Raw genomic sequence first — 19,032 nt, forward strand, 5'->3', positions numbered from 1 at the left:
GCCTGTTTACTATAGGGGCCTGTTTATAATAGGGGATTGTCGACGAGAACCTGGAGCACGCCCCGGGAGCAGGTCTCGACCCGTGCTTCCACCCCGTACACCCGGGCCAGGATGTCCGGCGTGACAGCCTCGGACGGACTGCCGACGGCGGCGATCTCGCCCCGGGACAGCACGACGACCCGGTCCGCCCAGCGGCAGGCCAGGCTGATGTCGTGCAGGACCACGACCGTGATGATGCCGCGTTCCCGGGCCAGTTCGCGGACCCGGCTCATCACCCGGTACTGGTAATGCAGGTCGAGCGCGCTGGTCGGCTCGTCCAGCAGCAGCACCCGCGGCTCGCGGACGATCGCCTGGGCGAGGCTGGCCATCTGGCGCTGGCCGCCGGAAAGCTCGTCCAGGGACTCCAGGGCCAGATGCCCGATGGCGAGCCGGTCCAGCGCCCCGATCGCCCGGCGGCGCTGGGCTTCCGCATCCTCGCCGCCGCGGGAAGGGGAGGCGCGGAGCGCGCTCAGCACCGCCTCCATCACGGTCAGCGCCACGCGCTGGGGCAGGGACTGGGGCATGTAGGTGATGGCGGCGGCGCGATCCGTCGCCGGCATCGCCGTGACATCCCCGCCGTTCAGCAGGATGTCGCCCCGGGATTTCATCAGGCCGGCGAGGGCTCGCAGCAGGGTGGACTTGCCGGCCGCGTTCGGCCCGACCAGGGCCACCATGCTCCCCGGTTCGAAGGTGGGCAGAGACAGGTCGCGGATCACCGGACGCCGCCGGTAGCCGGCGGTAAGTCCCGTTATCTTCAGCCCCGTGCTCTTCATGGCGGCCGTGCTGTCCATTGAGGAGTGGGAAGTCATGTCCGCTCCCGCCTGGACAGGATCAGCGCCAGGAACACGGGCACGCCGATCAGCGACGTGACCAGCCCGATCGGGATCAGAACGCCCGGCACGATCAGCTTGCCCACGACCGAAGACAGCGACATCACCAGCGCTCCGGCCAGCGCGCTGGCCGGCAGGAAGAAGCGGTGGTCCTCGCCGATCAGCAGGCGGGCGATATGCGGCCCGACCAGCCCGATGAAGCCGATGGTGCCGACGAAGGCGACCGCCGTCGCGGCCAGCACGCTGATCCGGAACAGCGAGGCGAAGCGCAGCCGGCCGACATTGATGCCGAAGCTCCGCGCGCGGTCCTCGCCCAGCCGGAGCGCGGTCATCCGCCACGCCGCCCCGAACGAGAAGGGCACGCAGCAGGCCAGCACAAGGACCAGGACGCTGATCTTGTCCCAACTGGACCGCGCCAGGCTGCCCATGCTCCAGAACACCAGCTGCTGCAACGCCTCCTCGGTCGCGACGAACTGAAGGATCGCGACCAGGGCGTTGAAGGTGAAGACCAGGGCGATGCCGAGCAGCACCAGCGTCTCCACCCCGGTGCCGCGCATCCGGGACAGCGCCTGGAGCAGCAGGACCGATCCGAAAGCGAAGACGAAGGCATTGGCGGAGACGATCCAGTTCTGCGGCACTCCCGCGATGCCGATCCCCAGGACGATGGCGATGGCGGCGCCGAGCGATGCCGCGGAGGACACCCCGAGGGTGAACGGGCTGGCCAGCGGGTTGTTGAGGACTGTCTGCATCTCGGCGCCGGCCAGGGCCAGCGCGGCGCCGACCAGGATGGCCATGAGCGCCTGCGGCATCCGCACGTCCCAGAGGATCACCGCGGCCGGCCGGCTCAGGCTTTCCGGTGCCGTCAACCCGCGCAGCACGTCGGCGATGCCCATGCTGGAAGGCCCCGTGACGAGGTCGAGGCAGAAGGCCGCCGCGAGGCCCAAACCGAGCAGGGCCAGGATAGCGGCCCGGACGCGAACCATCCGGCCATAACCGGCGAGCGCATCGGCGGCGCCGGGGGAGGCGGCGAGGGCAGGGGCGAAGGGCTGGTTCACGGCATCAGTCCAGGGACGCCCAGTAGGTGCCCTCGTCGGGAACCGCCAGGAACCGGGAATTGATCTCCGCCAGCGTCGCCGCGGGATCGACGTCCTTGAACAGGTCGGGATGGATCCAGGTGGCGAGAGCCTCCAGGGCCAGGATGTTCAGCGGGGAATTGTAGAAGTTGTGCCACAAGGCATGGACCTGCCCCATGCCGACCGCGGCAAGGCTGCCGATGCCCGGCCGTTCCGCCACGCGCCGGAGCGAGTCCCGCGTGTCGTCCTCCGGAATGCCGGTGCCGACCAGGACGCCGCCGGCGTTGGATCGGTTGGTCCCGCCGGTCGCGATGTAGACGTCAGGGTTCTGGTCAATGATGTATTCGAGGTTCAGCGGTCCGAGCGGTCCGGGGATCACGTCGCCGCCGATATTGTGGCCGCCCGCGAAACCGATGAAGCCGCCCAGGTTGCCCTGGCCGGGGGAGGAGCAGCAGTCGCGCACGCCGGCATGCATGTCCATCAGCACCTTGGGGCGGGCCGGCTTCGCCGCGTCGAGCCGCGAGGAGATCCGCGCCATCCGCTCCCGGTAGAAGTCGGCATAGGCCAGCGCCTCCTTCTCCCGCCCGATGGCCTGGCCCAGCGCCATCAGGCTCGGCAGCGTGTTCTCCAGCGGCTGCGCGCGGAAATCCAGGAAGATGACGGGGATGCCGGCTGCGGTGAGCTGCTGGATCGCCTCGCTGGAGCGCGACGGGCCGTGACCCTGGGTGCCGAACACCGCGAGGTCGGGTTCCACCGCCAGGGCCTTCTCGATCGAGAAGGTCTCCTCGCTGGTGACGCCGACCAGCGGGATCTCGTCCACGGCCGGGAACTTCGCCTGATAGGCGGCGTAGGCAGCGGAGTCCAGCCGCTTCAGCTCGCCCAGCCAGCCGGCGACCAGGGCGACCGGATCGGGAGCGAGCAGGGACAGGGCATTGAGGTAACGGCCCTCCCCGAGCAGGATCCGCTTCGCCGGCTGCTGCAGGACGACCTGCCGCCCGTCCACGTCCGTGACCGTGATCGGTCCGGCCGCCAGCGCCGCCGCCGGACCGAGCAAGGTCGCGCAGACGGCCAGGGTCCGGGCCAGCATTCCAACTCTCGACATCATAATCTCCACCGGGGCGCAAGGTCTGAAACGCCCCTGTGATAATGCGAATAAGTCGCGATAGCAATCTCTTCCGGCAAGTGCGCGCGAGTATCCGCGGAAGGTGCAGCCCGGTCACGTCTGTGAAACTATGTGAAAAACAGCTTTACTGGTTTAAGATTTGTGATACTTGGTGGGGTAGCCAGCAATCAGGCACAAAACATAACATCCGGAGGATCGTCGTGGCGGCAGCGAACGCGTACCACGTCTGCGTAGTCGGGCTCGGTTCCATGGGAATGGGGGCGGCGAAGTCGTGCATCCGCGCCGGCCTGCGGACCTACGGCATCGACCTCAGTGAAGCCGCCCGGGCCGACTTGAAAGAGGCCGGCGCCGCCGAAGTCGCCGCGGACGGTTCGGCCTTTGCGGACCGGCTCGACGCTGTGCTCCTGCTGGTCGTCAACGCCGCGCAATGCCGGGCGGTCCTGTTCGGCGGCGACGGGCTCGCCGGCAAGCTGCGGCCCGGAACCGGCGTGATGGTCTCCGCGACGATCTCCGCCGACGACGCCCGGTCGATCGGCGCGGACCTCGCCGAGCATGGCCTGCTGATGCTGGACGCTCCCGTCTCCGGCGGGGCGGCCAAGGCGGCGGCTGGCGAGATGACCGTGATGGCCTCCGGCAGCACCGAGGCTTTCGCGAAGCTGAGGCCCCTGCTGGACGCCGTGGCCGGCAAGGTCTACGAGATCGGTTCGGAGATCGGGCAGGGCGCCACCGTCAAGATCATCCACCAGCTCTTGGCAGGCGTCCATATCGCGGCCGGGGCCGAAGCGATGGCTCTCGCGGCCCGCGCCGGTATCCCGCTCGACCTCATGTACGACGTCGTGACCCATGCGGCCGGCAATTCCTGGATGTTCGAGAACCGCATGAAGCATGTGGTCGACGGCGACTATACCCCGACCTCGTCCGTGGACATCTTCGTCAAGGACCTGGGGCTCGTGACCGAGACCGGCCGCTCGCTCAAGTTCCCGCTGCCGCTGGCCTCCACCGCCTTCACCATGTTCGCCAACGCCAGCAACGCCGGCTACGGCAAGCTGGACGACAGCGCCGTGATCAAGACCTTCGCCGGGATCACCCTGCCGGAAAAGGAGACCAAGTGATGCGTCTCGGGATCATCGCCGACGATTTCACGGGAGCGACCGACATCGCGGGCTTCCTGGTCGCCAACGGGCTCAGCACCATCCAGCTCAACGGCGTGCCGGACAAGGATCTCCAGGTCCAGGCCGACGCCGTCGTGATCAGCCTCAAGTCGCGCTCCAACCCGCCCGGCGAGGCGGTCGCCATGAGCCTCCAGGCGCTGGACTGGCTGCGCGAGCGGAACTGCGAGCAGTTCTTCTTCAAGTACTGCTCGACCTTCGACAGCACCGCGCGCGGCAATATCGGCCCGGTGACCGATGCCCTGCTGGACGCCCTGGGCGAGGACCTGACGGTCATCTGCCCGGCGCTGCCGGTCAACGGGCGGACGATCTACAACGGCTACCTGTTCGTCAACGGCGTGCCGCTGGCCGAATCCGGCATGCGGCACCACCCGGTGACGCCCATGACCGACAGCAACCTGATGCGCCTGATGGAAGCGCAGTCCAAGGGGAAATGCGGCAACGTCCGCAGCGACGACGTCGCCCGCGGCCCCGAGGCGGTCAAGTCCGCCCTGGAATCCCTGCGCGCCCAGGGTATGCGCTATGCCGTCCTCGACGTGCTGAACTCCCAGGACGTGGCGACGGTCGGTAAGGCGGTCGCCGGCATGAAGCTGGTGACCGGCGGTTCCGGCCTGGCCGACGGCATGGCCAAGGCCTGGACCGACCGGCTCAGCGACCCGGCGCAGGCGGCAGCGGCCGGCCGTCCGTCGGGCGAGCGGCCGGTCGTGCTGTCCGGTTCCTGCTCCCAGATGACCAACGCCCAGGTGGCGGCCTACAAGGAAGAGGCGCCGGCCTGCCCGGTGGACGTCGTCCGTTGCCTGACCGACGACGAATACGCCGAGGAGCTGTTCGCCTGGGTGAAGGACCAGCAGGGCGGCGATCTGGCGCCGCTGGTCTATGCGACGACCGATCCCGACACGCTCGGCCGGATCCAGCAGCAGTACGGCGCCGAGCAGGCCAGCGCCGCGGTGGAGCGGACCTTCGGCCGGCTTGCGAAGCTGCTGGCGGAGGACGGAACCGACACCTTCATCGTCGCCGGGGGCGAGACCTCCGGCGTGGTCGTGCAGTCGCTCGGCGTGACCGGCTTCCATATCGGTCCGCAGATCGCGCCGGGCGTCCCCTGGGTGCGGGCGGTGGACCGGCCGATCTCGCTGGCGCTGAAGTCGGGCAACTTCGGCGGGCAGCACTTCTTCTTCGATGCGCAGGAACGGCAGGGCTGAGGCTGCCGCCATGGCCAAGGCTCAGATGATCCCGGCCGAGCGGCAGCACTTCATCACGTCCAGCCTCGCCGGCCGAGGCGTCATCAGCATCGCGGAGCTGACCGAACTGCTCGGCGTGTCGCACATGACCGTCCGCCGAGACATCCAGCAGCTGGAACGCGACGGGCACGTCATGACGGTACCGGGCGGCGTGCGGCTGCCGGAGCGGATCTCGGTCGAGCCGTCGCACGTGGTCAAGTCGCGCCTTCAGCACGAGCAGAAGGCCGCCATCGGCCGCACCGCGGCGGCCCTCGTGCCGGAAGGCGCCGTCGTCTACCTGGATGCGGGAACGACGACGCTGGAGATCGCCCGACGGCTGCCGGAGCGTTCCGACATCACGGTCGTCACCAACGACTTCGTCGTCGCGGGCTACCTGGCCCGCCACTCCGCCTGCCGGCTCTACCATACCGGCGGCGAGGTGGAGCGGGAGAACCAGTCCTGCGTCGGCGACACGGCGGCCCAGGCGATCCGGCGCTACAACTTCGACATCGCTTTCCTGTCGACCTCGTCCTGGGGCATGCGGGGAGTCTCGACGCCGGCGGAGAACAAGATACCGGTCAAGCAGGCGATCGTGCAGAGCGCGGTCAAGGCCGTGCTGGTCACGGACTCCAGCAAGTACGGCAAGGTCGGGACCTTCAACGCCGTGCCCCTGGAGGCCCTCGGTGCTGTCGTGACCGACGACAGGCTGGCCCCGAACGTGCGTGACGCCATCGCGAGGATGGGCATAACCGTCCATATCGCGGACCAGCTAGCTGAGTCCGGCGCCGTCTGACCGCCCGAAACCACTGGTGCTGCACAATGGTTCTGACAAGGCCTGCGGCGCGGATTGTCGTAGGTCGGCCTTCGCCCGCCAGGGCGAACGCCGACACCGCGCATCAACGCTCCGGCCACGGTGCCGGACCACAAAAAGACCAGTACAATCCTACAGGGGTATGAGCACCTATGAAACTCGTCGTCACCGGCGGGGCCGGCTTTCTCGGCGCCCGCCTGATCGGCACGCTGCTGTCGCAGGGCGCCGCACCCGGCTTCCCGGATTTCTCCTCGATCGTCTCGGTCGATCTGGCGCCCTGTCCGGTCACCGACCCGCGCGTCCGGTCGGTCATCGGCAACATCGCCGACAGGGATTTCATCGACGGCGTCGTCACGCCTGACGTCGCCGCGGTCTACCATCTCGCCGCCGTGGTCAGCGGGCAGGCGGAGGCCGACTTCGACCTCGGCATGGCGGTCAACCTGAACGGCACCCGCACGCTGCTGGAGGCTTGCCGGCGCCTGCCCGAGCCGCCGCGCTTCGTCTTCGCCAGCTCGCTGGCTGTGTTCGGCGGCAAGCTGCCGGAAGTGGTCCCCGACGACATCGCGGTGATGCCGCAGTCGTCCTACGGCGCGCAGAAGGCGATCGGCGAGCTGCTGGTCAACGACTTCTCCCGGAAGGGCTTCGTGGACGGCCGGGTCTGCCGTCTGCCGACCATCGTGGTGCGCCCGGGCAAGCCGAACGCCGCCGCGTCGTCCTTCGCCAGCGGCATCATCCGCGAGCCGCTGGCCGGGATCGAGAGCGTCTGCCCGGTGCCGGCCGACACCCGCCTGTGGATCTCCTCCCCGTCCACCGTGATCGCGAACCTGATCCACGCCGGCTCGGTCGAGGGCGGCCGGTTCGACGACCACCGCACCGTCAACCTGCCCGGCCTGTCCGTCACCGTCGCCGAAATGCTGGACAGCCTGGAGCGGGTCGGCGGCACGGAAGCCCGCGTCCGCGTCAGCTTCCGGGAGGACGAGCGCATCAAGAACATCGTCCTGAGCTGGCCCGGCGACTTCGACGTCTCCCGCAGCCTGTCCCTCGGATTCGAGCGGGACGGCGATTTCGACACCGTGGTGCGCAGTCACTTGGGCGACCACGGCCTGTAGGCCGCCGCCCGTTAACCATCAAGCAATCAAGCAATCAAGAATCTCAAGGAAGCACCCCAATGAACGGCGCGGTCTCCGCGGTCGGTCCCACGGCCATCTTCGGCCTGGCGTTCGCCATCTTCATCCTGATCGTGCTGGTCCTGCGCACGAAGATCCACCCCGTCCTGGCGCTGGTCGTCGCCGCCTCGATCTCCGGCCTGTCGGCCGGCATGGCGCCGGAAGGGGTCGTCAAGTCGATCACGACGGGCTTCGGCGCCACGCTTTCCACCATCGGCCTCGTCATCGGGTTCGGCGTCATGATGGGCCGTATCCTGGAAATCTCCGGCGCCGCCGAGCGCATGGCGCTCAGCTTCGTCCGCACGCTGGGCGAGAAGCGGGAGGAATGGGCGATGACGGCCACCGGCTACATCGTCTCGATCCCGATCTTCTGCGACAGCGCCTTCGTCATCCTGAGCCCGCTGGTCCGGGCGCTGTCCCAGAAGACCGGCAAGTCGCTGCTGACGCTCGGCATCTCGCTGGCCGGCGGCCTGATGTTGACCCACCACGCGGTGCCGCCGACCCCGGGACCCCTGGGCGTCGCCGGCATCTACGGCATCGACATCGGCCTGATGATCTTCTGGGGCGTCGTGCTGACCCTGCCCAGCACCTTCGTGCTGATCTGGTACGCCCGCTTCATGGGCCCCCGGATCGAGGCGATGATCCAGCGCGACACCGGCGAGGACCTGAGCGCCGCCTACCGCCAGTTCAAGGACGCCGAGCAGGCCCGGTCGGCCGAGCTGCCGCCGCTGTGGCTGTCGGTCCTGCCGATCGTCGTCCCGATCGTGCTGATCTTCGTCAACACGCTGGTCGCGGGTATCGTCAAGGCGAGCGGCGACGCCGTCCTGGCTGCCTCCCTGCCGGTCCAGATCGCGGCTTTCATCGGCAACCCGGTCATCGCGGTGGGATTGGGCGTCGTCGTGGCGGTCTACGGCCTGGCGGCGCGCCGGCCGCGCGACGAAGTCATCATGGAGATGGAGAAGGGCGTCGAGAGCGCCGGCATCATCCTGCTGGTCACCGGCGCGGGCGGTGCGCTGGGAGCGGTGCTGCGCGACAGCGGCACCGGCCAGTACATGGGCGAGCTGGTGGCGACACTGCCGCTGCCGGCCGTGCTGATCCCGTTCGTGATCTCCTCCCTGGTGCGGCTGATCCAGGGCAGCGGCACGGTCGCGATGATCACCGGCGCCTCGATCTCGGCCCCGATCCTGATGCAGATCCCGGACGTCAACATGGTGTTCGCGGCCCAGGCGGCGGCGATCGGTTCCATGGCGTTCGGTTATTTCAACGACAGCTACTTCTGGGTGATCAACCGGATGCTGGGCGTCAAGAACGCGAAGCACCAGATGCTCGTCTGGTCGGTTCCGACCACGCTATGCTGGGCCACCGCCATGGTGACCCTGCTGGTCGCCAACGCCCTGGTGGGCTGAACAAGGGGAGGAGAGAAGCCGGATGACGAGGGAAAACGAAGCCCGCGAGGTCCTGTGCCGGATGGGCGACCTGCTGTATCGGCGTGGGCTGGTCCACGGGTCCTCGGGCAATCTCAGCGTCCGGCTGGACGACGGCTGGCTGGTGACGCCGACCAACAGCTCGCTGGGCCTGCTCGACCCGGCGCGGCTGGCCCGGCTGGACGCCTCCGGGCGGCATGTCGGGGGCGACCCGCCGTCCAAGGAAGCCTTCCTGCACACTTGCGTCTATGACGTGCGGCCGGACGCGGGCGCCATCGTCCACACCCACTCGACCCACTCGGTCGCGGTGTCGTGCCTGGACCACAAGCCCGGCGCGCCGGTCCTGCCGCCGTTGACCGCATACTATGTTATGCGAGTCGGCGACCTCGCCCTGGTGCCCTACTATCGCCCGGGCGACGAGCGGCTGGCCCTGGCGGTGAAGGAAATGGCGGTCAAGCATGCCGCCGTCCTGCTGGCGAACCACGGCCCGGTGATCGCCGGCAGGAGCCTGAACGACGCGCTCTACGCGCTGGAGGAACTTGAGGAGACCGCCAAGCTCCACTTCCTGCTCCACGGGCACCAGACCCGGCCGCTGACGCCGGAGCAGGTCGCGGAACTGGGCGTCGTTTTCAAAAGCTGACCGTTTCGGCGGGCGGTGCCGGCGGCGCGAGGGAGGCAAGGGCGGCGCACACCTGCCCATACTCCGCCTCGATGGCGTCGACTGCCCGGCCGGGCGCCAGGTCGTCCGGGACCGCCCCGCCGGCGGCCCGGCGGGCCGCCGTCTCCAAGTCCCGGCACCGTCCCGACAGTTCCAGGGCTCCAATGCTGCCGCTGCTCGATTTCAGCGCGTGGGCCGTCGCGGCGAGGAGCTGCCAGTCGCTGGCCTTCGCTCCCGTACGGAGGCGGTCCAGCAGCTCCGGCGTGCTTTCCAAATAGATTCTTGCCACGCTGGCCAGGACGTCCGGCCTGCCGCCGCCCATCCGGCGCAGTTCGTCGAGAGTCCGCGAATCCAGCGGCGCCGGAGACCCCGCCGTCTCCGCAACGCCGGGCGCCCCGGTGGCGGGACACCCGCTTGGTGTCAGCCAGCGTTCCAGCACGGCGGACAGCTGACCGTGGCTGAAGGGTTTCGCGAGGTAATCGTCCATTCCCGCGGCGAGGCAGCGCTCCCGGTCTCCGTCAAGTGCGTTCGCGGTCAGGGCGACGATCGGCACGTGCCTGGCCCTCGTTTCCGGCTGCCGAGTTTCGTCCAGGCGGATCGCCCGGGTCGCGTCGAAGCCGTCCAGCTCGGGCATTTGGCAATCCATCAGGATCAGGTCGTATCCGTGGTGGCGCACGCGGTCGAGCGCCTCGATCCCGTTGGCTGCCACATCGACCGTGCAGCCCAGCCGCATGAGCCTTTCCGTGGCGACTTCGCGATTGACCGGATTGTCCTCGACCAGCAGGACGCGACCCGACAGACGCCGCGCGCCATCGCGATCCTGCACGCGCGCCGGTGCCGCGGCTCTGGCCGCCGGGGCAGGTTCGCCGTCGGCAGGGTTGTGGAACTGGGCGGTGAACCAGAAGGTGGAGCCGCTGCCGGGCGCACTGGCGACCCCGATCTCCCCACCCATCAGGACGCAGAGCTGGCGGGCGATCGCCAGCCCCAGCCCGGTTCCGCCGTAACGCCGGGTGGTCGAGCCGTCGGCCTGGGCGAATGCTTCGAAGATGGCCGCCTGCGTGTCAGGCTGAATGCCGATTCCGGTGTCGGTCACCTCGAACCTCAGCCGCACCCGTCCGGCTGGCGCATCCTGTCCCGGCGTCATGTCGGCGAGTCCGACCCGTACCGTCACCGCGCCGCCGTTCCCGGTGAACTTGATCGCGTTGCCGATCAGGTTGGTCAGGATCTGCCGGAGGCGTCCGGCATCGCCGATCAGCCCGGCGGGAATCGAAGCCGGCACGACGCAGGCCAGGTCGACGCCCTTGGCGGCGGCTTGCCCGTGGAAGAAATCGGTCAGGTCGCGAACGAGCGTCCGGACATCCAGCGCACCCAGCTCCAGCTCCATCTTCCCGGCCTCGATCTTCGACAGGTCCAGGATCGAGTTGATCAGGTTGACCAGGGTTTCTCCGGAGCGCCGCACAGCCTCGGCGTAACGCCGCTGTCGGTCCGACAGATCGGTTTCGAGAAGCAGCTCCATCATGCCGAGCACGCCGTTCATGGGTGTCCGGATCTCATGGCTCATGTTCGCCAGGAATTCTGACTTCGCCCGGTTCGCCGCCTCCGCGGTCCGCTTCGCGTGCCGGAGCTCGCGGACGGTCCGCTCCAGTTCGTCATTGGCGGTCGAGAGGGCGGCGGTGCGATCGGCGACCTGGGATTCGAGGATCTCTCCCTGGCGGGCAAGCCGCTCGTCCCGCAGCCCGATCTGAAGCAGCATGTCGTTGAAGCCGTCGAGCAGCGCGTCGATCTCGTCCCCGCGGCGGGCGGGATACCGCGCGTCCCGGTACCGGCGGGGCAGGCGGACGGCGTAGTCGTTGGACTGGGAAACGCCGGCCATGGTCCTGGTCAGGTCCATGATCGGCGCGGAGACCACCCGCTGGAGCCGAGCCGAGACCAGGACGGTGACCAGCAGCGAGATGACCGCGGCAAGCGTCACGATGACGTAGTAGCGGGAGAGATTGCTGCTGAGCTCGGCCATGTCCGACGTCAGATGGACAAGGCCCAGCAGTTCATCGTCCAGGCGGATGGGAACGTAAACGTCCAGCCCGTTCGGCCGGAAGGAATAGAATTCCGCGCCTTCTCCTGAACGGGGCGTCTCGACGGCGCGATCGAGAAAATCCAGGTATTGGTGATGATCCTCGTCGGGACCCGGAGCCGCCGGATCATGGCCGGCGGGATAGGCCGCGAACATCGCGCCGTTGCGCCGTATGATGTGCGCCTGTCGGATCTCCGGCTGGGCGGCCAATGCCGCGAGGGTGTCCTCGGCCGCGGCAGGATCGTCGAACGACAGCGCCGCCGTGGTATTGGCCGCAATGATTTTGCCGATCGAGGCGAGTTGCTTGACGGCGCTCTCGCGGAAGCGGATTTCCTCGTGCAGGATGAGGGCCGCCGTGATCATCAGGAGGCTGATGCCGCTGGTCAGCAGCATGATGGTGATCAGCTTGCGCCGAAGCGGCATCAGGCGGAACAGCGTCACCATCCCGAACTCTCCTTGCTGCGGACGATGACCGCCAGGTTCAGAAGCTGCGAACTGACGGTCAGGCCGGTCGGAGAGATCCGGTCGGGATCGATCTCGAACCGGATGCGTCCGTCGTCGGGTACGAAACCGATCATGCCGCCCGAGCGGACGAACCCGGGATTGTCCCCGACGGTCAGGACGGGTTGGCCTTGCAGGTACCCGGCGAGGCGTTCCATCCCGTCGGCGTATGGGCGTCCGACGAACATGATCCGGCACCACTTCAGGTCTTCGGGCTTCATCATCCGCCGGATGGCGACCGGTCTCCCGTCGACGGGCTTGCCCTGCAGCATGTCCAGCGCCGTGCCGAACGGGTCTTCGCCCAGTATGCAGATGGTGAACGGCTCCAGACCCGCTTTCTGCGCGGAGGGCCAATCCGTGAACTTCGCGAAGTTGTAGAGAAACGCGGCCTTGACCTCGTACTCGCTGGGAGCTGCGGAGACCCTGGGGACAAGGCCGCCGGTCGAGAGCAGCAAGGCCAGAATGGCCACGGCTTCCAAGGTCAGGTTCAGGACGGAGCGGCGAGGCATGCTTCAGAATCGCAGCGTCGCTTTGGCATAGACGCCGCGCTCCACGCGGGTTGGATCGGTGGACAGGAACTCCGGGCGGTATTCGAGGCGGGCGCCGCCGACGAGGTTCTGCCCGACCAGGGACAGCTCCACGCCTTCCGCCACCCGCCAGCCTATGCGCGCATCCAGGGTCGTGTAGCCGTCGATCCCAAGCGCCGGCAGATCACCGACATGCCGAAGGATCACGTCGAGTTCGATGTCGTCCGTCAAGTCGGTGGAGGACTGGAGATCGAGCTGATGCTGTGGACTGCTGCCGTTGGCGGCTGCCGCAGAGACGGTGTCGCCGCTGCCGGCATCGGACTCCGCGTCCATCTTCAGCAGGGTATAGGCGCCGCGAAACCGCCAGCTTTCGATCGGCTGCCACTCGGCGGCGACCTCCGCTCCCCAGGTCCTGGCGCTCAGGCGGTTGCCGGCCAGGAGCGGCAACGCGAACCGCGGCGCCGGAGAGGCGGAGAAGGCGATCGGCTGGGGCTCCAGCGACAGCAGATTGTCGTAGATGTTGTAGAAGGCCGCAACGTCAAGCGACAGGTTGGCGACCGGGTTGGTCCGGTAGCCGGCTTCGAACGCCAGCAGATCCTCCGAATCGAAGCCACGCTGTCCCGTCGCCTCGACCGTCACCGGCAGTCCGCCCGGCCCGGGCCGGGTCGTCTGCACGATCCGGATGTCATCCTCGGCCCGTGACGGCGTGCGCACCGCGCGCGATACGGCGGTCCAGAACGTGTGATCCGCCGCGGGGGTCCAAAGCAGGCGGGCGCTCGGCTGCAGTTCGACGCCGCTGTAGCCGTTCTGTTCGAATTTGGACCCCACGGTGAAGCGGAGCATGTCGGGAATCAGCGTGATCTCGTCCTGGACGAAAGCGTTGATCACCTGCTCCGTCCGCCGGACCGGTGCGACCGAAAGGGAGAAGGTGCTATCGATATCGTCGGAGTGCAGCCGGTATCCGGCTCCCCAGACCATATCGTGCCGTTCCAGCGGTTTGACATGATGCTGGAACTCCACGTCCAGGGTGTCATTCGTCACCTTTACCTGGGGCAGGTGGACGGTCTCCCGGCTGACATAGGCCCGGAGCGAAATCTCCGAGGCAGTCGAAAGAGTCCGGGTCCATCGTCCCAGGATGTCGGCGTTCAGCAGCCTGTCCTGTTGTTCGACCGTGCGGGCGAAAGGTGCCGTGGGTTCGAACATCGTGGAGCTTTCGCCCGCCCGCCCGGTGGTGACGCCGCCCTGCGCGGTGAAGCTGTTCGCCGGGCCGGAGTTCCAGTCCGCGCGGAAGCCGAAGCGGCTGCGGTTCATGTCGTCGGACGCCTCTTCTCCCGACTCTGTCAGGCCCCCGTCACGGCGCATGTGCTTGGCATGGATCCGGTAGTGGCCGTCCCCGCCGGCGAAGGCGTCGCCGAACCGGATACCGCCCGATGCCCGTTCCTCGACGCCGGCGGCGCCGGTCACGAGAAGGCCCTGGGTTGCCGCGGCCGGCTTGGTGATGATGTTGATCACGCCGTTGACCGCGTTGGCACCCCACAGCGTTGCGCCGGGGCCACGGATGACCTCGATGCGGTCGACGTCTTCCAGGAGCGTGTCCTGCAGTTCCCAGAAGACGCCGGAGAACAGGGGCGTGTAGATGCTGCGCCCGTCGATCAGCACCAGGAGCTTGTTGGCGAACCGCCCGTTGAACCCCCGCGCCGAAATCGCGTACTTGCTGGCGTTGATGCGAGCGACCTGGACCCCGGAAATCAGGCGAAGCGCGTCGGGAATGCTGGTGGCGCCGGAGCGCCGGATGTCGTCACCGGTAAGGACGGAAACGGCTGCGGCGACCTTGCCCAGCGTCTCGGTCCGCTTCGATGCCGAGGTGACCTCGACCCGGAGGTTCATCAGGTCTTCGAGGCTGAGATGCGTCAGGTCCGCTATACCGGCCCGTTCGGCTGCGATTGCGCTGGACGCCATCGGCAGGAGAGCCGCGGTGATAACCGACAGCAGCGCCTTGAGACCGGGCCTGAGTCGCACGGTAGCTACCCCATGGAATATACGCAGGTATTCTAATTTGCGGCAATTTGGTTTAAAAAAGGTCTAATTTTCGGAAGAACCATCTCGTCTTCGGCCGTCCTCCGCCGTTTGTCGGCGAGCAGCCGGCTCTGCGGGAACGTCACCGAGACCGTCGTACCGACACCAACGGCGCTGTGGATGCACAGCGATCCGCCGTGAAGTTCGATCAGCCGTTTCGTCAACGGCAGACCGAGGCCGGTACCGTCGTAGCGGCGCGACAGGGAACTGTCGATCTGCCCGAACTTGGCCAGGGCGATCGGGATATCCTCGACCCGCATTCCGATGCCTGTGTCGGCGACTTCGAACACTAATCCGCCCGACTGTTCCCCTGCGGGGTCTCCGCCGGGGGAGTCGCAGCGGATCCGGAGCGTCACCTTTCCCCCTTCGGGAGTGAACTTCAGCGCGTTCGACAGGATGTTCAGCAGGATCTGCCTGACCCGGAACTCGTCCGCCCACAGGATGGGCGGCGGCTGATCGGGCAGGTCGAGTGACAAGGCGATGTGCTTGGCGTCGGCCTGCGTCTGGAGCAGCCGGCGGCAGGCTCGCAAGGTCCCGCACACGTCGATTCTGTCCTCGCGAAGTTCGATCATGCCCTGTTCGGCCTTGGACAGGTCAAGGATCGCGTTGATCAGCTGCAGAAGGTGTTCGCCGCTCTCATGGATTATCCGGACGTAGTCCTGGTAATGATCGTTGCCGAGCGGTCCGTAAAGCTTCATGTCCATGATCTCGGTGAAGCCCAGGATCGCGTTCATGGGCGTGCGAAGCTCGTGGCTCATGTTCGCCAGGAAGTCCGACTTGGCACGGTTCGCGGCCTCGGCCTGCTCCAGCGCCTGGCGCAGCGTGTCCTCGCCGCGCCGCCGTTCGGATATGTCCTGCGCCACGCCGACGACGCGCACCACTCTCCCGCGACGGTCAAGAACCGTCCGCCCCGTGAAGCGTATGATCCGCTTTTCGTCGAGGTCTTGCTCTCCGGTTCCGGCGATGCGTACGTCGATTCCTTTCTCGACCGGCGCGCCTGCCGCGAGGATGCGGTCGATGGCGGCCTCGAAATGTGCGCGGTCGTCCGGATGCACGCGGTCGATCACGGCGGAAAGGCTCGGCCGGACTTCCGCGACACCGTCATAGACGGCATCGGGGCCGGCATCGTAGCCCAGGAGGCGGAACATCTCGCGGGACCATGTCATTTCTCCCGACCGGATGTCCCAGTCCCAGCTGCCCAACGCCGCGATGCGCTGTGCCTGGGCCAGCCGCCGCTCGCTCTCGCCCAGCCGCCGCAGGCTTTCGTTCGCCCGCAGCATGTAGCGCAGGCGTTGTATCAGGATCGTCCAGTTGATCGGCTTGGTGACGAAGTCGGTCGCCCCGGCATCGTAGGCGGTGCGGATCGACCCGACATCGTCCAGCCCGGTGACCATCAGGACCGGTACATGGGCGCCGATACCCATGGGGAGGCGGCGCAGGGCGGCGCAGGTCGCGAAGCCGTCCATTCCCGGCATGAGAACATCGAGCAGCACCAGATCGGGCTCGCGCTCCTGAAAGATCGCGAGTGCGGGACCGCCATCGCTCGCATCCGCGACCTGGAAGCCTTCCTGCTCCAGAGCCTGTCGGTAGAGATATCGGGCCACCGGATCGTCGTCGACGACGAGAACGAAGGGTTGCCTCCAATCGCTCCAGCCGGAGTTTGCTGATTCGACATGCATGGCGACCATTCAAATCCGTGGGAAAAACGCTCCTGCGGCGTACTGCGACCGGCCAGGCTTCTTCCGAACCGCCCGTCGAGTTCCGCTTTTAATAAAGTTATCGGAAAAAGCGGTTTAATGCATTACGACCTTGGCTCTCCTGTCCGGCGACGATCGGGCTAGCTGCATAAGCGTTTGGTGATAGGAGGCGGGGAGGCGGGGCAAGCAATATCCGAGGCGGCGCAGCGGATCGGCGAGGGCATCGGGCTGATCCTGTCCGTCGCGTCGCAAACCAGTATGCCGGCCCTGAATGCGACGATCGATGCCGCCTGCACCGGGAGGGCCGGCAAAGGGCTTCACCGTGGTCGCCTCCGGTAGCCCAGATCCAGGAAGCCGCGGGCGGAGCCGTTTCGGCCATGGCCGACATCGGCCGCACCATCAGCGGGTCGGGGAGACCGGGACCTGCCTACCCGGCATCCGGGCGGCCCGGCGGCGTTCCGCCCCGCACATCCTCGCTCTGCTGCGGAATGTGCGGGCCGAGGCTGCGGCGGCGGTGCTCCACCGCGAACACGTGGCTGTACAGGTTGGCGATCCAGCGCTTGCCCGAGCTGGTCATCTGGAGGTAGCGGAGGCCATGCCCGACATAGGGCTCGATCCGGGTCCAGAAGAACTCCGGGTAATAATCGACCAGATCGGCGGGCGACTGGTAGCCCAGCCGGTCCGCCACTCCGGTCTCCCGGAATTCGTGAAAGAGGCCCGAGATCTTGCGCATGTACATCGGGTCGGCGAGCTGGCCCACCAGGTCGGCGGCCCTGACCAAGCCGGCCTCGGTATCGGTCGCGTCGTGGTCGCCGTCGTCCGGCACCGGGAACCGGGTCAGCTCGATGCTCCGGGTCACCCGGTCCGCGTCGATTTCGGGATCGTCGCCGAACCGGGCGCGCACGAACAGCTTGGAGCGCTCGATGTGGTAGGGGGCGAGGAACGCGTCGGTCGATCCCCTGGGCAGGCGTATCGAATTTCCGGCATCGTCGATCACGCAGGTGTCCGCCTCGTCGCCGGGACATACGCCGCGGACGTAGCCGATATCGTGCGTCATCAGCGCCAGCAGGAAATGCACCCAGTCGGACGGCGTGACCCGGTGCGAGATGATCCGGCCGCGCAGGATATCCTGTCCGACCAGCGTCACCATGATCGTGTGGTGGACATCGTGGTAAAGAGCGTCGCTGTTGGCGATCCGCTCCACCGCGAGCCGGGCGGCGCATGCCAGGAAATCCGCCCTCTGGGGCTCCCGCACGCCGAAAGTGTTCCGGTAGGCTTTTGAGATCTCCTGCCCGAACGCTTCCGCCGTGAGCGTGGTCATGTCGAACATCGGCAGCTCCCCCAAGAGTCGGCCGTATCATGATCCATTTTGACCGGGTCGGGTAATCGGGAAGTCGCGCCGTCCCGGATTAATCCGGATTTACCCATCGGGCGGCCTTTCCTCAGGCGGTCCAGGCGCGGTGGACCCGGGCGGTCTCGTCCTCCAGGAAAGCATCCTCGTCGTCGTAGGAGGCGAGCAGGCCGAACTCGTCGACCAGCGCGAAGAAGGCGGGCGGCGGCCGCTTGCCGTCCCGGCGGCGGACCAGCGCGGTCAGCAGGGGACGGGCATTCTCGAAATCATGCGTGGTCAGCGCCGCCAGGATGGTGGCGACCGATTTCGCGTTGGCCGCCTGCGCACTGCCGGAAAGCGGCAGCTTCACCGCGGCGGCCAGCTCGGCGACGGTGACGGTCTGCCGTTCACGCGCGGCCAGGGCCAGGAACTCGCAGGCGTCGATCGTCCTGCGGACCAGCTTGTCCTCCCGCAGCTCGGCGAGCAGGGCCGCGTCGTCGGGAAACCGGCGGGCGAGACGCAGGGCCAATGTCAGCATCGGTACCATCGATTGCTCCTCTCGGCAGGGATTCTGGCGGGTTTCCGACAGAATCATGGATAAGGCCGAGGCATGAGCAAACCGCGTGCCGCCGGTCACCCGGCCGCCGTCACCGGCCGTACGGATAGCACCGCGTGTCGAACGCCACGCGCATATGGCGCGCCAGGAGCGAGTAGTCCTCCATGAATTCGGGGAACGGTGACTTGTTGGCGTGGGCGACGCCGACATCGATCCGCTTCGGCCGGATCATCGCCGTCGATACCGGCTCGGCGTTTCGGTTCCGAAGGGAAAAGAAGCGCGCTTCGGCGAAGTCGCCGGGCGGCATCGCGCGGCGGTCGGCGACATGCTTGGCGAAATACTTGGACACGGCATGGTTCATGCGGAAACTTTCCCAATCCGCGGTCGCCTGGTCGATCAATTCGACCCAGTAACGACCTTCCACGGTCGAAAGGAACATTCCTTACCTTCCTGGCCCGTACGGCCCTTTATCGTCCGCAATCGGGGAACACCCGGCGTCATACTCCCATACCGGACGTTATTGGATTGCACCGACTACAGGAACAGGAAATGCAGGAAGCAAGACTGAAGCGCGCCGCCAAGGCGCTGGGCGAGATGCCTCTGACGGCGAAGCACGAGGTCGGCGAGGTCGAGGCGTTCAGCCTTCGCACATACCTTGAGGAGATCCTGGTGGACGAGGCCAGCTCCGACATAGACATCGACCGCGTGCTGGAGCGGATGGTCGAACTGGCGGTCACGGCGTACAACCGGGACGTATAGCGGGG

Annotated in this window: 17 protein-coding genes; 7 read left to right on the forward strand and 10 right to left on the reverse strand. The window is 67.3% G+C overall.

Annotated features, from left to right (window positions below):
- Positions 1-23 precede the first annotated feature (23 nt).
- Genes DPR14_RS11995 through DPR14_RS12005 form a run of 3 tightly spaced genes read right to left on the reverse strand, consistent with a single transcriptional unit; the run spans position 24 to position 3,029 of the window.
- Complete coding sequence (locus DPR14_RS11995) at positions 24-848, reverse strand: ABC transporter ATP-binding protein (protein ID WP_246149218.1); 825 nt, start codon at positions 846-848, stop codon at positions 24-26.
- On the reverse strand, positions 845-1,924 hold the full coding sequence (locus tag DPR14_RS12000; protein ID WP_246149221.1) for a FecCD family ABC transporter permease: 1,080 nt from the start codon (positions 1,922-1,924) through the stop codon (positions 845-847). The genes DPR14_RS11995 and DPR14_RS12000 overlap by 4 nt, the downstream gene beginning before the upstream one ends.
- 4 nt (positions 1,925-1,928) lie before the next feature.
- Positions 1,929-3,029 (reverse strand): ABC transporter substrate-binding protein, encoded by a 1,101-nt coding sequence (locus DPR14_RS12005; RefSeq protein WP_158045345.1) that lies wholly within the window; start codon positions 3,027-3,029, stop codon positions 1,929-1,931.
- Positions 3,030-3,265: 236 nt separating this feature from the next.
- Here DPR14_RS12005 and ltnD point away from each other — a divergent pair, with 236 nt between their 5' ends.
- The 6 genes from ltnD to otnC all read left to right on the forward strand — a co-directional run bounded on the left by ltnD (position 3,266) and on the right by otnC (position 9,492).
- On the forward strand, positions 3,266-4,177 hold the full coding sequence (ltnD, locus tag DPR14_RS12010; RefSeq protein ID WP_211103974.1) for an L-threonate dehydrogenase: 912 nt from the start codon (positions 3,266-3,268) through the stop codon (positions 4,175-4,177).
- Positions 4,177-5,433, forward strand: coding sequence for a 3-oxo-tetronate kinase (gene otnK / locus DPR14_RS12015; RefSeq protein ID WP_158045347.1), 1,257 nt, complete (start codon positions 4,177-4,179; stop codon positions 5,431-5,433). The genes ltnD and otnK overlap by 1 nt, the downstream gene beginning before the upstream one ends.
- A 10-nt stretch (positions 5,434-5,443) precedes the next feature.
- A complete protein-coding gene (locus DPR14_RS12020) occupies positions 5,444-6,244 on the forward strand; it encodes a DeoR/GlpR family DNA-binding transcription regulator (protein WP_246149224.1) in 801 nt (266 codons plus the stop codon).
- A gap of 170 nt (positions 6,245-6,414) precedes the next feature.
- Positions 6,415-7,371 (forward strand): D-erythronate dehydrogenase, encoded by a 957-nt coding sequence (gene denD, locus DPR14_RS12025; protein ID WP_158045348.1) that lies wholly within the window; start codon positions 6,415-6,417, stop codon positions 7,369-7,371.
- A gap of 59 nt (positions 7,372-7,430) precedes the next feature.
- A complete protein-coding gene (locus DPR14_RS12030) occupies positions 7,431-8,834 on the forward strand; it encodes a GntP family permease (protein ID WP_158045349.1) in 1,404 nt (467 codons plus the stop codon).
- Between the two features lie 22 nt (positions 8,835-8,856).
- Entirely contained in the window at positions 8,857-9,492 is a 636-nt protein-coding gene (gene otnC / locus DPR14_RS12035) for a 3-oxo-tetronate 4-phosphate decarboxylase (protein WP_158045350.1), read from the forward strand.
- Here otnC and DPR14_RS12040 read toward each other — a convergent pair.
- The 7 genes from DPR14_RS12040 to DPR14_RS12070 all read right to left on the reverse strand — a co-directional run bounded on the left by DPR14_RS12040 (position 9,482) and on the right by DPR14_RS12070 (position 18,707).
- On the reverse strand, positions 9,482-12,025 hold the full coding sequence (locus DPR14_RS12040) for an ATP-binding protein (RefSeq protein ID WP_158045351.1): 2,544 nt from the start codon (positions 12,023-12,025) through the stop codon (positions 9,482-9,484). The genes otnC and DPR14_RS12040 overlap by 11 nt on opposite strands.
- Entirely contained in the window at positions 12,019-12,591 is a 573-nt protein-coding gene (locus DPR14_RS12045) for a TOL_0243 family YfiR-like periplasmic protein (protein WP_158045352.1), read from the reverse strand. Before DPR14_RS12045 ends, DPR14_RS12040 begins: the two co-directional genes overlap by 7 nt.
- 3 nt (positions 12,592-12,594) lie before the next feature.
- Entirely contained in the window at positions 12,595-14,628 is a 2,034-nt protein-coding gene (locus DPR14_RS12050) for a TOL_0244 family TonB-dependent receptor (protein ID WP_158045353.1), read from the reverse strand.
- Positions 14,629-14,660: 32 nt separating this feature from the next.
- On the reverse strand, positions 14,661-16,364 hold the full coding sequence (locus DPR14_RS12055; RefSeq protein WP_192499436.1) for an ATP-binding response regulator: 1,704 nt from the start codon (positions 16,362-16,364) through the stop codon (positions 14,661-14,663).
- Between the two features lie 445 nt (positions 16,365-16,809).
- On the reverse strand, positions 16,810-17,712 hold the full coding sequence (locus tag DPR14_RS12060; protein ID WP_211103976.1) for a hypothetical protein: 903 nt from the start codon (positions 17,710-17,712) through the stop codon (positions 16,810-16,812).
- A gap of 112 nt (positions 17,713-17,824) precedes the next feature.
- On the reverse strand, positions 17,825-18,259 hold the full coding sequence (locus DPR14_RS12065; protein ID WP_158045355.1) for a hypothetical protein: 435 nt from the start codon (positions 18,257-18,259) through the stop codon (positions 17,825-17,827).
- A 100-nt stretch (positions 18,260-18,359) separates the two neighbouring features.
- The gene (locus DPR14_RS12070; protein WP_158045356.1) at positions 18,360-18,707 is read right to left on the reverse strand and encodes a hypothetical protein; all 348 of its coding nucleotides are present in this window, start codon (positions 18,705-18,707) and stop codon (positions 18,360-18,362) included.
- A 110-nt stretch (positions 18,708-18,817) separates the two neighbouring features.
- Between DPR14_RS12070 and DPR14_RS12075 the strand changes: the two genes are divergently transcribed.
- Positions 18,818-19,027: a hypothetical protein gene (locus DPR14_RS12075; protein WP_158045357.1), complete on the forward strand. Its 210-nt coding sequence runs from the start codon at positions 18,818-18,820 to the stop codon at positions 19,025-19,027.
- Positions 19,028-19,032: the final 5 nt, after the last annotated feature.

Source organism: Skermanella pratensis (assembly GCF_008843145.1).
GTDB classification, from domain to species: Bacteria; Pseudomonadota; Alphaproteobacteria; order Azospirillales; family Azospirillaceae; genus Skermanella; species Skermanella pratensis.

Bases quoted from the DNA above. Each gene is read 5' to 3' on its own strand.
- DPR14_RS11995 (WP_246149218.1), bottom strand. From the start codon at position 848: ATGACTTCCCACTCCTCAATGGACAGCACGGCCGCCATGAAGAGCACG.
- DPR14_RS12005 (WP_158045345.1), bottom strand. From the start codon at position 3,029: ATGCTGGCCCGGACCCTGGCCGTCTGCGCGACCTTGCTCGGTCCGGCG.
- otnK (WP_158045347.1), top strand. From the start codon at position 4,177: ATGCGTCTCGGGATCATCGCCGACGATTTCACGGGAGCGACCGACATC.
- DPR14_RS12020 (WP_246149224.1), top strand. From the start codon at position 5,444: ATGGCCAAGGCTCAGATGATCCCGGCCGAGCGGCAGCACTTCATCACG.
- denD (WP_158045348.1), top strand. From the start codon at position 6,415: ATGAAACTCGTCGTCACCGGCGGGGCCGGCTTTCTCGGCGCCCGCCTG.
- DPR14_RS12030 (WP_158045349.1), top strand. From the start codon at position 7,431: ATGAACGGCGCGGTCTCCGCGGTCGGTCCCACGGCCATCTTCGGCCTG.
- otnC (WP_158045350.1), top strand. From the start codon at position 8,857: ATGACGAGGGAAAACGAAGCCCGCGAGGTCCTGTGCCGGATGGGCGAC.
- DPR14_RS12040 (WP_158045351.1), bottom strand. From the start codon at position 12,025: ATGGTGACGCTGTTCCGCCTGATGCCGCTTCGGCGCAAGCTGATCACC.
- DPR14_RS12045 (WP_158045352.1), bottom strand. From the start codon at position 12,591: ATGCCTCGCCGCTCCGTCCTGAACCTGACCTTGGAAGCCGTGGCCATT.
- DPR14_RS12055 (WP_192499436.1), bottom strand. From the start codon at position 16,364: ATGCATGTCGAATCAGCAAACTCCGGCTGGAGCGATTGGAGGCAACCC.
- DPR14_RS12060 (WP_211103976.1), bottom strand. From the start codon at position 17,712: ATGTTCGACATGACCACGCTCACGGCGGAAGCGTTCGGGCAGGAGATC.
- DPR14_RS12065 (WP_158045355.1), bottom strand. From the start codon at position 18,259: ATGGTACCGATGCTGACATTGGCCCTGCGTCTCGCCCGCCGGTTTCCC.
- DPR14_RS12070 (WP_158045356.1), bottom strand. From the start codon at position 18,707: ATGTTCCTTTCGACCGTGGAAGGTCGTTACTGGGTCGAATTGATCGAC.
- DPR14_RS12075 (WP_158045357.1), top strand. From the start codon at position 18,818: ATGCAGGAAGCAAGACTGAAGCGCGCCGCCAAGGCGCTGGGCGAGATG.